The sequence below is a fragment of the Streptococcus mitis genome, assembly GCF_026782865.1.
In the GTDB taxonomy this organism is placed as follows: domain Bacteria; phylum Bacillota; class Bacilli; order Lactobacillales; family Streptococcaceae; genus Streptococcus; species Streptococcus mitis_CG.
The window spans coordinates 208976-222447 of sequence record NZ_JAKUXK010000003.1 but is presented as its reverse complement, the minus strand read 5'-3'; the positions used below and the strand labels follow the sequence as shown (position 1 = coordinate 222447).

Below are 13472 nucleotides of genomic sequence, written 5' to 3'. Positions count from 1 at the left end.
ATATCAAAAAACCAAGCCACAAACAAAAAAGCCACTGGATTGGTGCCTCCCGAGTTTAACACTTATGTGGTATAATATTCTACGGCACTGCTACACCGCCTACGAAAGGAGGTGAAATAGCCCATGATGGAACTAATCCTTAAAACTATCATCGGACCGATTGTGGTCGGTGTCATCCTTCGCTTAGTCGATAAATGGCTAAACAAAGATAGATAGTGTCAAAAAAGACCCCAAGCTTAATGTGGAAGTTAGCTTGGGGTCTTTTCTAGTCCATGGTATAGAACTAATCCTTAATTCCTCTCCATTATCCCACAGTTCACGAATTTTGTCAAAGATTTATATCCTCATCCATTCAGCTTCTCCAACTTTAGAATCTGTCCAATGAATTTTACAAGATTAAGCGAAAGTTATCGGAAAACTATTTTTAGAATAGTCCCCAAAAGCCTGAAATAGAACCAAAAAACTCCACCTGATTGGGTGGAGTTAAGGGAGATTATTATGAAAAAGAAAAGTTTAGGATTTTATTAAATAAAGTTAGGAGGTCTTTATTTAATAACTATATGATACAAGACAAAGCTTAAAACTAGCTTAACTTTTCTCAAATTTTACTATTTTGCAAAAAAAAATCTATCACCATCACCTATCCACGAAAAAAGCCACCTGATTGGGTGGCTTCATTAGGAGATTATGATGAAAAAAAGTTTTAGGATTTCATTAAATAAAGTTAGGAGGTCTTTATTTAATGACTATATGATACTAGACCAGCCTTAAACTTTGCTTAAGAAAAAAACAAGTTTTGTTATTTTTTACGATTCACCCAAGTCATCCCTATACAATTATAGGTGGATAAGATTTCAAAGCCCATAGAACGATAGAAGCCCAAGGTTCTTTCTGTCTGGTCTGTCACCAGCTGGACTTGATAGGCATCTTTGTAATCCTCTAAAGCCTCTTTCATCAAGGCGCTACCAATCCCTTGACGCTGATAGATTGGTAAAACAATTAAATCCTGAACCAATACTGATGAGAATCCATCGCCAACCAAACGAATCAAGCCCACCACAGCATCACCATCAAGTGCCACATAAATCGCTAATGAATGAGATAAGGCCTGCTCCAGCATCTCTGGTTGATGGGTATAATTTGTCCAACCGACAACCTGATAGAGATGCAAAACATCCTCTAGCTTGACAATTTCTTGCTTTTTAATAGTAATCATCTCAACACCTCTTAGAGTTCTCTCAAGCTCTTGTACTGCTGTCCATTTTTGTCAAAATTTTCAGGACGCAACCATGTTTCCAAACGAGATTTTACTTTGGGCCAATCCTTATCAATTATAGACAACCAATCCGTATCCCTCGTGCGCCCCTTATAAACCACTGCCTGACGGAAGGTTCCTTCATAAATAAAGCCCAAACGTTCCGCTGCTCGTCTTGATGGCAGGTTAAGAGCATCGCATTTCCACTCATAGCGACGATAGTTAAGCTCCTCGAAAACATAGCGCGCCAGGAGATACTGGGCTTCTGTCCCTATTCGTGTCCCCCTGAGCTCTGGAGAAAAAGTGACAGCTCCCACTTCTATTACTCGGTTATTCTGGTCAATACGCATGAGAGAAAAAGTTCCCAAAACCTTACCAGTTTCCTTGTCTATGATTGCATAGTAAAAACGGTCCTTACGAGCTAACATCTGATTTAAAAGGGTAACCAGCTCCTCCATATCTGCCACTGGTTCCTGAAAAAGGTAGGTCCACATCTCCCGAGGAGTATCCGGACCATAAACAGCTAATAAATCCTCCGTATGCTTTTCCACTGAAAGAGCTTCTATTCGAGCATATCGCCCTTCTAAGAAATCAATAGAAGGCAGTTCACCTGGTGTATAACCTTCCATTGACTCACCAATCATCTGACCATATTCATTTACTGGCATAGCTTTCTCCTTATTCACTTATTGAATATAGTATAACATATCTCAATGAAAATTTTAGGAAACACTTGGTTTTCTATTCAATAATGCAAACTCCTCTTATAAAAATCATCCATCCACTTTATGGAGGAATAATCAAATATGGGAACGAGTGAGTTAATGCCCCTTATGCTTCTCTCTATTTTTTACTGTTTGTATTCAAATTTCTCTTGTTTTAGTGTTTGCTTTTGTAGACTGGACTACCAACCAGAACTGTGTTTTTATCTTAGTTGGGACTATTATAGTACGGTTCAACACTGTCTACAAATTTTTCAGATGTATATCAAAAAAATTTATCGTAGTAAACCACGAGTCTACACTTTCTTTCATTAATAAGTGCCAATCTTTTCGATAACGATGATTCGGTTGATAAGCAACCGTCAACATATGCCCTGTTTCATGGTATTTTTTAAACAAAATGGATTCCCCTTTATAATGTGAAATGATATCATCTATCGCGGATGATGCATTCCATATTTCATCAACATCGCTTCCTAGTAATAATAAAGGGGAGGAAATTTTACTCAAATCAATCTGAGCCCTACTATCTTCAGGAATATGTTTTCCAAAAAACTTGTTTAACAAATAATCTCCTAACTGAAATTTTTGATAAGGAAGTTCCTTTTGTAAATATGTCCAAGAAGATGAATTAGAATTGAGTTTTCCCTTTATTCCCTCAAATATTACATTTGAGGGAGAATTGAGTACTAAACATTGCACATCATCCAAAATACTTTGTCCAGCCAGAACAAGCTCTGCTCCTTTAGAGCGACCATATATTCCTATTTTTGTATTATCAACTTGAGGATGATGGTATAGAAAATCTTTCGCTTCTTCCAGACATTCTATTGGAATTCGTTCTAAATTTTGGGGTAATCCCTCTAAACCAAAATAAGCTATTGCAAGACAAATATAGCCTCTTGAAGATAAAAGTTGGGCAATATTCTGAGCTTTTTCAATTCTTCCCTCACTACCGCTAACAATAATCACGGCTGGCGCCCTTCTTAATTTTTCATCATAAAATAATCGACCTTGAAAATGCTTATCATAAATATCTTGATACCTTATTCCCAGATTCATATAACGCCTTACAAAACTTTGCTTCGCGACCACATCTTTCCCCAGCCTGATTTTAATTTCAACACCAAAACAATCTCGTAATGGAATTCTATCAAGAGAACTCGGTAATCTCCTTTTCCTATTCTTCAACGGTTTCGCATTAAAGAATAATCCCATTTCTGAAACTCCTTTATAAGATCCCGAAATAGATGCTGTCTGAGAGGTATCAATCATACCGTCCTGATCAGATAAAAAAATTGCGGTTGATTTCCATATAACATCATGATCTAAAAGCAAGGGAGCATTTATACAGTAATAATCAGACAGGTACATTTCTACACAATACATTGCCCTTGGTTCTAAACCATTAATAGCAATATAAAAAGATTCATCCGCTAAATCTGTTTGTGAAATCAGTTCTATGTTTACAGTCATATCTTCTCCTTTTTGTTAATTCACTTAACAATTATATTTGAAATTTACCGTGACTTTTACCACGGTAATTCTCCCCACACCTTTTCAATATCATCCATCAATTTCACAACTGTTTTAAGTTCCACCTCGCTATAGTTGTTTAAAACTAAAAAGATTGATTTTTCAATATATGCTTGTTGCTCCTTATGGATTTTAAAAATTTCGATGCCTTTTTCAGATAATCTCAAATATTTATTTTTCCCATTATTCGGATCAAAATCAAAAACAACTAAATTTTTTTGAATCAATCTCCTAACACTTTGAGTTATTGCACTTCTTGAAACTTCTAATAATTCAGATAATTTTACTAGATTTAAGGGCTGATTTTCCCCAATCACAACAATCAAATGTACCTCATTCAAAGTAATGGATTTGTCAACACCACTTTTATGTTGATTTTTTTTTAACTGGTCAAACGCTAAAATAAATCTATTGAAACGATTATTAAATGCAATAAATTCTTTTTTATCCATAATCTCTCTTTTCTTTGTTAATCATATTAACAAAACAGAAACTTCCTGTCAAATAAAAAATCCTCCAGATTCTACTCTGAAGGATTCTTATCTTATTTCACAACAATATTAACCAATTTATTCGGTACCGCAATTACTTTTACGATGTCCTTACCGTCAATTTCTGCTTTGACTTTTTCATCAGCTAGAGCAATCTCTTGCAATTCTTCTCGTGATAGGTCTTTAGCGACCATGAGTTTGGCACGGACTTTACCTTTGATTTGGACGACAATTTCGATTTCGTCTTCAACCAATTTGCTTTCGTCCCAAGTTGGCCAAGCCACATAAGAGATTGACTCACCTGTTGCTGCAACTGTTTGCCAGAGCTCTTCTGCCAAGTGAGGCGCAAATGGTGCAATCAATTGGATAAAGCCTTTGGCGTAGTCTGCATAAAGCTTGTCTTCCTTGTTAGCTGCATTGACAAAGACCATAAGTTGGGCAATGGCTGTGTTGAATTTGAGGGATTCGATTTGTTCTGTGACAGCTTTAACAGTTTCGTTGTAAACTTTGTCAAGAGCGCCATTGTTTTCCGCAGCTATTTCTTTACTTGTAATCAAGCGGTAAACACGGTCAAGGAACTTACGGCTTCCTTCCAGACCTTCTTCTGACCAAGCAATCGAAGCATCAAGTGGTCCCATAAACATTTCATAAACACGAAGGGTATCGGCACCGTATTGTTCCACCACATCGTCAGGGTTAACCACGTTCTTGAGCGATTTAGACATCTTAGCTGGCGCTTGCTCTAACTCTTCACCTGTTTCTACATGGAAGAAGGAACCGTCACGTTTTTCAACCTTGTCAGTCGCCACAAGAGCCCCACGGTGGTCACGGTAGCTGGTTCCCAAAATCATCCCTTGGTTAAAGAGTTTTTGGAATGGTTCCTTAGTTGGAACAACACCGAGGTCATAGAGGAATTTGTGCCAGAAACGAGCATAAAGCAAGTGAAGAACGGCATGCTCTGCACCACCCACGTAGATATCTACTGGCAACCATTGTTTGAGGAGCTCCTCATCGGCCAATTTCTCAGTATTGTGCGGGTCAATATAGCGGAGGTAGTACCAGCTTGAACCTGCCCATTGTGGCATTGTGTTGGTCTCGCGACGACCTTTGACACCATCTTCACGAGTCACTTCAAGCCAATCTGTCAAATTAGCTAGTGGACTTTCACCAGTACCTGAAGGACGGATATCCTTGGTTACTGGCAAGACAAGTGGCAATTCATTTTCAGGAACAGCTGTTGAAGTTCCGTCTTCCCAATGAATGATAGGAATTGGCTCACCCCAGTAACGTTGACGGCTAAAGAGCCAGTCGCGGAGACGGTAGGTCACCTTCTCTTGACCACAGCCTTTTTCTTCCAACCAAGCCACAATCTTAGCAATTGCGTCTTCTTTGTTGAGTCCATCTAGGAAGTCTGAATTAACGTGAAGGCCATCTTCTGTGTAGGCAGCTTCTGCTACATTTCCACCTTCAAGTACTTCTACGATTGGAAGGTCAAATTGTTTGGCAAATTCCCAGTCACGTTGATCGTGGGCAGGCACAGCCATAACGGCACCTGTTCCGTAACTAGCAAGAACATAGTCGGCAATCCAGATTGGAATTTCCTTACCATTGACAGGGTTGATGGCATAAGCACCAGTCCAAACACCAGTTTTTTCTTTGGCAAGGTCTGTACGAGCCAAGTCAGACTTAAGGCTAGCTTGGTGTTTATAGTCTGCTACTGCCTCTGCTTGCTCTGGACTTGTGATAGCGTCAACCAAATCATGTTCAGGAGCCAAAACAGTGAAAGTCGCACCGAAAAGGGTGTCCGGACGAGTGGTAAAGACTGTGAATTCCTTGTCTGTTCCCTTAACTTTAAAAGTTACATTAGCACCAGTTGATTTCCCAATCCAGTTGCGTTGCATGTCCTTGATAGACTCCGGCCAATCTAGTTCATCTAAATCATTGAGCAAGCGCTCTGCGTAAGCCGTGATTTTGAGCATCCATTGGCGCATTGGCTTGCGGACAACTGGATAGCCTCCACGCTCAGAAGTTCCGTCAGGAAGAACCTCTTCGTTGGCGATGGCTGTTCCCAATTCCTCAACCCAGTTTACTGGCACTTCCGCTTCATAGGCCAAGCCTTTTTCGTAAAGCTTAGTGAAAATCCATTGGGTCCACTTGTAGTAGTTTGGATCTGTTGTATTGACTTCACGATCCCAGTCATAAGAAAATCCAAGCGCATTGATTTGGCGTTTGAAGTTGGCAATGTTCTCAGCTGTAAATTCTGCTGGGTCATTACCTGTATCCATAGCGTATTGCTCTGCAGGCAAACCAAAAGCATCCCAACCCATTGGGTGAAGGACATTGTATCCTTGCGCACGTTTGAAACGGCTGAGGATATCCGTTGCGGTATAACCTTCTGGATGTCCTACGTGCAGACCCGCTCCAGACGGATAAGGAAACATATCAAGAGCATAAAACTTAGGTTTTGATGCATCTGTTCCTGTCTTAAATGTATGATGTTCTGCCCAGTAGCCCTGCCACTTAGGCTCAATTTCTTTATGATTGTAAAAACTCATGGTCTCTCTCCAATTTTGTGATGTTACTATTATACCATTTTTGAGGGAATTTGAAAGACGAGAAATGTTCTTTTGGGCTTGTATGCCAAGAAAGACTGAATCGCAAATCCAGCTTATTTAGCAGTATAAAAAATTAGCTAGCACTTGAAATTAACTTATATCGATTATTTGTCTCTTCCATCTTTTTCCCCCTAACGCCTTTGACTCATATTCCCCGTTTTAGATTTCTTTAAGGTTTTTATTATATCCTGTAGAACTCTACAATTTAAAAACATTAACAATCTAGGTAGAGAAAATGTTCGTAAAAAGGAGATTCTTATGAAAAAACTACTATTCTTTCTCTCTTGTGGATGGATATTTCTTACTTTATCAGGATGTTCTTCAACAACAGAAGCGGAAACTAGCACTGAAAAAGATTCAGATAGCACTTTGGTTGTCTACTCGCCTAACCCTGAAGACCTTATCGAAGAAACAGTCCCAGCCTTCGAAGAAAAATATGGTATTAAGGTTGACTTAGTACAAGCCAGCACGGGTGAATTGTTCAAAAAAGCTGAGGCCGAAAAAGAATCCCCAGTAGCCGATGTCATTTTCGGAGGCTCCTACGCCCTCTTCTCTTCTAACGAAAATCTTTTTGAACCTTATATTTCCCAAGAAAATGACCAGATAATCCCTGAATATCAAAATAAAACAGGATTCTACACACCTTATACACTTGATGTTAGTGTTATCATTGCCAATTCAGCTCTTACAAAAGATATTAAAATTGAAGGCTACAATGATCTACTCAATCCTAAATTAAAAGGAAAAATCGCAACTGCTGATCCAAGTAATGCTTCTAGCGCTTTTGCTCAATTAACAAACATGCTTGTAGACCAAGGTGGATACGAAAATGAACAAGCTTGGACCTATGTGAAAAATCTATTTACCCTAGTAGATGGAAAAATTGCATCTAGCTCTTCAAATGTTTACAAAGCTGTCGCCGATGGGGAAATGGCTGTTGGACTCACCTATGAAGACCCTGCCTTAAAACTCTTAAATGATGGGGTTGATGTAAAAGTCATTTATCCAAAAGAAGGAACCGTCTTTTTACCTGGTAACGCAGCTATCATCAAAAATGCCAAACACATGGAAAATGCCAAGAAATTTATCGATTTCCTCCTTTCTCAAGAAATCCAAGATAAGCTAGGAACTGAAACAACAATCAGACCCATTCGTAAAAATGCTAGAACCAATAAAAATATGAAGGCTATGACAGAAATCAATATTGCCACTGAAGATTCCGATTATGTCATTAAAAACAAATCTGCTATTCTTAAAAAGTACAATGATATTTTTACAGATATCCAATCTAAACAGTAAAAGAGGTTCACTATGAGTGAGATCAAAATTATTAACGCCAAAAAAATCTACCACGATGTTCCTGTTATTGATAATTTAAATATTACAGTTCCCAAAGGAAGTCTCTTTACCATCCTTGGTCCTTCAGGGTGTGGGAAAACGACCCTTCTTCGTATGATTGCAGGTTTCAACAGTATCGAAGGCGGAGAATTTTACTTCGATGATACAAAAATCAATAATATGGAACCCAGCAAACGCAATATCGGCATGGTTTTCCAAAACTACGCTATTTTCCCACATTTGACTGTTCGAGACAATGTTGCTTTTGGTCTCAAGCAAAAGAAAGTCCCTAAAGAAGAATTGGTACAACAGACCAATAAATATCTTGAACTCATGCAAATTGCTCAATATGCGGATCGAAAGCCCGATAAACTTAGTGGTGGACAACAACAACGTGTCGCCTTGGCACGTGCCTTAGCTGTTAATCCAAGTGTTCTCCTCATGGACGAGCCACTTAGTAACCTAGATGCCAAACTTCGCTTGGATATGCGTCAAGCTATTCGAGAAATCCAACACGAAGTGGGTATTACAACTGTTTATGTGACCCACGACCAAGAAGAAGCTATGGCTATTTCAGACCAAATTGCTGTTATGAAAGACGGAGTCATCCAACAAATCGGTCGACCAAAAGAACTCTATCATAAACCAGCTAATGAGTTTGTGGCTACCTTTATCGGACGCACAAATATTATCCCTGCCACTCTTGAAAAACGGAGCGACGGCGCTTATATCGTCTTTTCAGATGGCTATGCTCTTCGAATGCCAGCTCTTGATCAGGCTGAGGCACAAGCTATTCATGTAAGCATTCGTCCTGAAGAGTTTATCAAAGATGAATCTGGAGATATTGAAGGAACTATTAGCGATAGCGTCTATCTTGGACTGAATACTGAATACTTCATCGAGACAGGTTTTGCCTCAAAAATTCAAGTTAGCGAAGAATCAACTTTTGAAGAAGATCTACAAAAAGGCGATCGTATTCGTCTACGAATCAATACTCAAAAATTAAACGTCTTTTCTGCAGATGGTTCACAAAACCTGATAAAAGGAGTCAACCATGGAACGTAAAAAACTAAATATTTGGACAGCCTCCTCTTTCTTCATCTTTCTTACCTATCTTGTCTTTCTGGTTTATCCTATCGTTACCGTGCTCAAGCAAGCACTCATACATGAGGGACAATTTTCACTAGCTAATTTTGTCACTTTCTTTAGTAAAGCCTACTACTCTGAGACACTTGTCAACAGTTTCAAGGTTTCCATTACCGCTACTGTCACTTCCTTAGTTGTAGGAACCCTATTAGCTTATCTCTTTTCCATGTATGACTTCAAGGGAAAGAAATTTCTACAAATATTGATTATCATTGCTTCCATGTCAGCTCCTTTCGTGGGAGCTTATTCCTGGATTCTCTTGCTGGGACGAAATGGAGTTATCACTAAATTTTTGATAAATTCCCTTCATCTTCCAGCTATTGATATTTATGGATTCAAAGGAATTGTGCTTGTCTTCACACTGCAACTATTCCCACTAGTATTTCTATACGTTGCTGGAACAATGAAGAGTATTGACAATTCTCTACTTGAAGCCGCTGAAAGCATGGGGTCCTTCGGATTTAAGCGGATCGTAACTGTTGTTTTACCTCTCCTAGTTCCAACCTTACTAGCAGCTGCCCTACTTGTATTTATGAGAGCATTCTCAGACTTTGGAACGCCTATGTTAATTGGTGAAGGATATCGGACTTTCCCCGTCTTAATTTATACCCAATTTATTAGCGAGGTTGGAGGAAATTCTGCTTTTGCATCTGCTTTAGCAATTATGGCGATTATCATTGCCTTGGCAATTTTCCTTATCCAAAAATATATTTCAAATCGCTACAGTTTCAGCATGAATTCGCTCCATCCAATTGAACCTAAAAAAACTACAAAAGGAAAAATGGCTGCCATTTATGCAACAGTCTACGGAATTATCTTGTTCTCTGTTCTACCTCAAGTCTACTTGATTTATACTTCTTTCCTAAAAACATCAGGTATGGTATTTGTCAAAGGTTATTCTCTAAACAGTTACAAGGTAGCTTTCAATCGTATGGGATCTGCTATTTTCAATACCATTCGTATCCCTTTGATTGCCTTAGTTCTAGTTGTCCTATTCGCAACATTTATCTCCTACCTAGCCGTTAGAAAACGGAATTTGTTTACAAACTTAATTGACAGCCTCAGTATGGTCCCTTATATTGTACCAGGAACCGTTCTAGGGATTGCCTTCATTTCTTCCTTCAATACCGGTCTATTTGGAAGTGGATTTCTTATGATTACAGGGACAGCTTTCATCTTAATCATGTCCCTATCTGTCAGAAGATTGCCTTATACTATTCGCTCATCTGTTGCTAGCTTGCAACAAATAGCACCAAGTATTGAAGAAGCTGCTGAAAGCTTAGGAAGTAGCCGTCTCAATACCTTTGCCAAGATTACAACTCCAATGATGCTATCTGGTATTATTTCTGGAGCCATCCTATCTTGGGTCACAATGATTTCAGAACTATCTACTTCTATCCTCCTCTACAATGTCAAAACAAGAACAATGACTGTAGCCATTTATACAGAGGTTCTAAGAGGAAATTACGGTGTAGCCGCAGCCTTGTCAACGATCCTGACTGTTCTAACAGTAGGTTCCTTGCTCTTGTTTATGAAAATCTCTAAAAGCAATAGCATTACACTTTAGTTTTCCCCATCAAAAACAGCCGAAAGGATTACCCTCGGCTGTTTTTTCTTATCTTGATATTCCTATCAAATCCCTATTTCATAGCAAGCAAGTCTAGACTGATTAAATAGAGGCTTCCTCCATTTTCTTCCGTCCTAGTTCTCGGTAACTACGGTCACCAACAACCTCAACGCTAAACTGGCCGTCCTCATATTCAAGAATCGTCACGCTACCATTATCGAGACCATGCGGATGCATGCCATTAATCAGATAAACAATGGTTCCAATGGTCATTCCGTGGCTTACGACAAGGGCATTGCCTCCACCCTGCCCTTCCATTTCTTTGGCAATCGCTTCAAAGCCTTCCTTGATTCGACCACTGAGCTTTTCCCAGCCTTCAGCCCAACCGGCTGTATCAACCTCTACTAAACCCTCAGCCAGCTCAGCATAAGACAATTGGTGAACATGGTCCACATTAAAGATACGAGGAATAATGCCCATGAAAAGATCGCCATCGTAGGCTCCGTCAAAGCTACCAAAACACCATTCTCTGATACGCTTATCCATGCGATATGGGATTTTCCCTTGCAAGCCAAGTTCGTCAAGAATGATTCCCATAGTTTGAATGGTGCGGCCAGAATCACTCGAATAAGCGCGCTCAAACTGCAGACCAGATTCTCGCAAACCGATTCCTAATTCTTGAATCCCTCTCTCACCTTCAGCTGTTAAGGGAGTATCGCTCCAACCTTGCGCGCGACCAATCGTGTTAAACATAGTCTTGCCATGACGTACCAAATACAATCGTACTTTTACCATTTTCCGTCCTCCGTTTGTCTCTATTATATCATGGATGATAAAACAAAAGCCACCCATACAGGCGACTTTTGCAGGAGATTATTATGAAAAAGTTTAGGAGTTCTATTAAATAAAGATATTAGATGAAAATCAAATTCAAACTAAATCAGAGTTATCTGTTTCAAATAATATTAGGAGGTCTTTATTTAATGATTATAGTATACACAGCTAACCTTAAATAGAACTTAAAATTTCTCCTATTTTCTTAATTTTTAAAACTATGAATTGGTGCTGGAATTTGTCCACCACGAGAGATGAAATCGACAGACGAAGCCCCATTGACCTTCATAACAGGTGCAGTTCCTAACAGGCCACCAAACTCAATCATTTCGCCTTCTTTTCCTTTTGGAATGATTCGAACAGCTGTTGTTTTCATGTTAATGACACCAATTGCAGCTTCATCCGCAATCATGGCCGCAATGGTTTCAGCTGGCGTATCTTCTGGTATAGCAATCATATCCAAACCAACAGAACAGATAGCCGTCATAGCTTCTAATTTTTCTAAATTAAGAGAGCCATTTTGCACTGCAGCAATCATTCCTTCATCCTCAGAAACAGGGATAAAGGCACCAGACAAACCACCGACTTGGTTGCAGGCCATCACTCCGCCCTTCTTAACTTGGTCATTCAAGAGAGCCAAGGCAGCCGTCGTTCCATGCGTACCAACTGTCTCTAGTCCCATTTCTTCTAGGACACGTGCTACAGAATCTCCAACCGCAGGAGTTGGCGCCAAGCTCAAGTCCACAATACCAAACTCCACACCCAGTCTATCACTAGCCATTTGACCAACCAATTGACCGATACGAGTGATTTTGAAGGCAGTCTTCTTGACCGTTTCGGCTACTACATCAAAGCTCTGCCCGCGAACTTTTTCCAAGGCACGTTTCACCACACCAGGACCAGAAACTCCGACATTGATGATAACATCTGCCTCCCCAACACCATGGAAAGCACCTGCCATAAACGGATTGTCCTCAACGGCATTAGCAAATACAACCAACTTGGCCGCTCCCATATCTGATAGATTAGCCGTTTCCTTGATAACTCGTCCCATATCTGCAACAGCGGTCATATTAATACCAGATTTGGTTGAGCCGATATTGACTGACGAGCAGACCTTATCCGTTTCAGCCAAAGCGCGCGGAATAGAATTGATGAGAATCTCATCTCCCTTTTGATAACCCTTTTGTACCAAGGCAGAGAAACCACCGATAAAGTCTACACCAATCTCTTTCGCAGCCTTATCAAGCGCTTTTGCCAGAACCACATAGTCTGTCGCATCTGTCGCTGCTCCAATCAGAGAAATAGGAGTCACCGATACACGCTTATTAACGATTGGAATTCCCAACTCAGCTGCAATTTCATCCCCAACAGCTACTAAATTAGCTGCCTTGGTCGTAATCTTTTGATAAATTTTCTCCGCAGCACGATTGATATCTGGATCGATACAGTCCAAAAGAGAAATTCCCATGGTAATGGTTCTGATATCGAAGTTTTGCTCCTCAATCATGGCGATGGTTTCAGTAACTTGTCTAATATCCATGTGCACCTCCTAGATATTATACATAGCTTCGAAAATTGCAGCACTTTGAATATTGATTTTCACATTCAAAGTTTCCCCAAAAGTTTCAAATTCATTACGGAGATAAGTGAAATCTTGTTTTTCATCACTAGAGACGACAGCCATCATCGTGAAATATTCATCCAAGACAGTTTGAGAAATATCATCAATGTTCAAACCCAATTCTGCAATTTTACCAGAAACACCTGCAACAATTCCAGATTTATCTTTACCAACAACAGTTATAATCGCTTTCATAAGCAAACTCCAATTCTTCTTAAAATAAGAAACCTGAACATTAAACAGGATTCTTTTCAAATAGTATAGCATAATTCTAACGAAAATACTCAAAAACGCCTGCTTACGAAGTTGTTCTTAAGAAAAAAACAATTTCGTAAACAAGCGTC

Annotated in this window: 12 protein-coding genes; 4 read left to right on the top strand and 8 right to left on the bottom strand. The window is 39.5% G+C overall.

Features of this window, described 5'->3' with window-relative positions; translation table 11 throughout:
* Positions 1-123: 123 nt before the first annotated feature.
* Entirely contained in the window at positions 124-216 is a 93-nt protein-coding gene (locus MK482_RS01815) for a type I toxin-antitoxin system Fst family toxin (RefSeq protein ID WP_000970294.1), read from the top strand.
* Positions 217-799: 583 nt separating this feature from the next.
* Here MK482_RS01815 and MK482_RS01810 read toward each other — a convergent pair.
* The 5 genes from MK482_RS01810 to leuS form a co-directional block, all read right to left on the bottom strand.
* Positions 800-1216, bottom strand: a complete 417-nt coding sequence (locus tag MK482_RS01810) for a GNAT family N-acetyltransferase (RefSeq protein WP_045612349.1) — start codon at positions 1214-1216, stop codon at positions 800-802.
* A gap of 11 nt (positions 1217-1227) precedes the next feature.
* Positions 1228-1923: a GNAT family N-acetyltransferase gene (locus MK482_RS01805; protein WP_001144927.1), complete on the bottom strand. Its 696-nt coding sequence runs from the start codon at positions 1921-1923 to the stop codon at positions 1228-1230.
* A 297-nt stretch (positions 1924-2220) separates the two neighbouring features.
* Positions 2221-3453 (bottom strand): acyl-CoA thioesterase/BAAT N-terminal domain-containing protein, encoded by a 1233-nt coding sequence (locus tag MK482_RS01800; RefSeq protein WP_045612351.1) that lies wholly within the window; start codon positions 3451-3453, stop codon positions 2221-2223.
* Positions 3454-3509: 56 nt separating this feature from the next.
* Positions 3510-3965 carry a MarR family transcriptional regulator gene (locus MK482_RS01795; RefSeq protein ID WP_045612352.1) on the bottom strand — a complete coding sequence of 152 codons (456 nt, stop codon included), beginning with the start codon at positions 3963-3965 and terminating at the stop codon, positions 3510-3512.
* A gap of 92 nt (positions 3966-4057) precedes the next feature.
* A complete protein-coding gene (gene leuS, locus MK482_RS01790) occupies positions 4058-6559 on the bottom strand; it encodes a leucine--tRNA ligase (RefSeq protein WP_045612354.1) in 2502 nt (833 codons plus the stop codon).
* Between the two features lie 318 nt (positions 6560-6877).
* On the opposite strand from leuS, the gene MK482_RS01785 reads away from it, so the two are divergent.
* The 3 genes from MK482_RS01785 to MK482_RS01775 are packed head-to-tail and all read left to right on the top strand — an operon-like array spanning position 6878 to position 10670.
* Positions 6878-7918: an ABC transporter substrate-binding protein gene (locus MK482_RS01785; protein ID WP_045612356.1), complete on the top strand. Its 1041-nt coding sequence runs from the start codon at positions 6878-6880 to the stop codon at positions 7916-7918.
* 12 nt (positions 7919-7930) lie between these two features.
* The gene (locus MK482_RS01780) at positions 7931-9022 is read left to right on the top strand and encodes an ABC transporter ATP-binding protein (protein ID WP_045612357.1); all 1092 of its coding nucleotides are present in this window, start codon (positions 7931-7933) and stop codon (positions 9020-9022) included.
* A complete protein-coding gene (locus MK482_RS01775; protein ID WP_268717807.1) occupies positions 9012-10670 on the top strand; it encodes an ABC transporter permease in 1659 nt (552 codons plus the stop codon). The genes MK482_RS01780 and MK482_RS01775 overlap by 11 nt, the downstream gene beginning before the upstream one ends.
* A gap of 102 nt (positions 10671-10772) precedes the next feature.
* On the opposite strand, the gene MK482_RS01770 is transcribed toward MK482_RS01775, so the two are convergent.
* From MK482_RS01770 to MK482_RS01760, 3 genes are all read right to left on the bottom strand, one after another.
* Positions 10773-11465, bottom strand: coding sequence for a histidine phosphatase family protein (locus MK482_RS01770; protein ID WP_268717806.1), 693 nt, complete (start codon positions 11463-11465; stop codon positions 10773-10775).
* A gap of 244 nt (positions 11466-11709) precedes the next feature.
* Positions 11710-13047, bottom strand: a complete 1338-nt coding sequence (locus MK482_RS01765) for a PFL family protein (protein WP_268717805.1) — start codon at positions 13045-13047, stop codon at positions 11710-11712.
* Positions 13048-13056: 9 nt separating this feature from the next.
* Positions 13057-13323, bottom strand: coding sequence for an ACT domain-containing protein (locus MK482_RS01760; protein ID WP_268717804.1), 267 nt, complete (start codon positions 13321-13323; stop codon positions 13057-13059).
* Positions 13324-13472: the final 149 nt, after the last annotated feature.

What these genes read in the sequence shown, in the direction of transcription:
- MK482_RS01815 (WP_000970294.1), top strand. Translation starts at nt 124, where the DNA reads ATGATGGAACTAATCCTTAAAACTATCATCGGACCGATTGTGGTCGGT.
- MK482_RS01810 (WP_045612349.1), bottom strand. Translation starts at nt 1,216, where the DNA reads ATGATTACTATTAAAAAGCAAGAAATTGTCAAGCTAGAGGATGTTTTG.
- MK482_RS01805 (WP_001144927.1), bottom strand. Translation starts at nt 1,923, where the DNA reads ATGCCAGTAAATGAATATGGTCAGATGATTGGTGAGTCAATGGAAGGT.
- MK482_RS01800 (WP_045612351.1), bottom strand. Translation starts at nt 3,453, where the DNA reads ATGACTGTAAACATAGAACTGATTTCACAAACAGATTTAGCGGATGAA.
- MK482_RS01795 (WP_045612352.1), bottom strand. Translation starts at nt 3,965, where the DNA reads ATGGATAAAAAAGAATTTATTGCATTTAATAATCGTTTCAATAGATTT.
- leuS (WP_045612354.1), bottom strand. Translation starts at nt 6,559, where the DNA reads ATGAGTTTTTACAATCATAAAGAAATTGAGCCTAAGTGGCAGGGCTAC.
- MK482_RS01785 (WP_045612356.1), top strand. Translation starts at nt 6,878, where the DNA reads ATGAAAAAACTACTATTCTTTCTCTCTTGTGGATGGATATTTCTTACT.
- MK482_RS01780 (WP_045612357.1), top strand. Translation starts at nt 7,931, where the DNA reads ATGAGTGAGATCAAAATTATTAACGCCAAAAAAATCTACCACGATGTT.
- MK482_RS01775 (WP_268717807.1), top strand. Translation starts at nt 9,012, where the DNA reads ATGGAACGTAAAAAACTAAATATTTGGACAGCCTCCTCTTTCTTCATC.
- MK482_RS01770 (WP_268717806.1), bottom strand. Translation starts at nt 11,465, where the DNA reads ATGGTAAAAGTACGATTGTATTTGGTACGTCATGGCAAGACTATGTTT.
- MK482_RS01765 (WP_268717805.1), bottom strand. Translation starts at nt 13,047, where the DNA reads ATGGATATTAGACAAGTTACTGAAACCATCGCCATGATTGAGGAGCAA.
- MK482_RS01760 (WP_268717804.1), bottom strand. Translation starts at nt 13,323, where the DNA reads ATGAAAGCGATTATAACTGTTGTTGGTAAAGATAAATCTGGAATTGTT.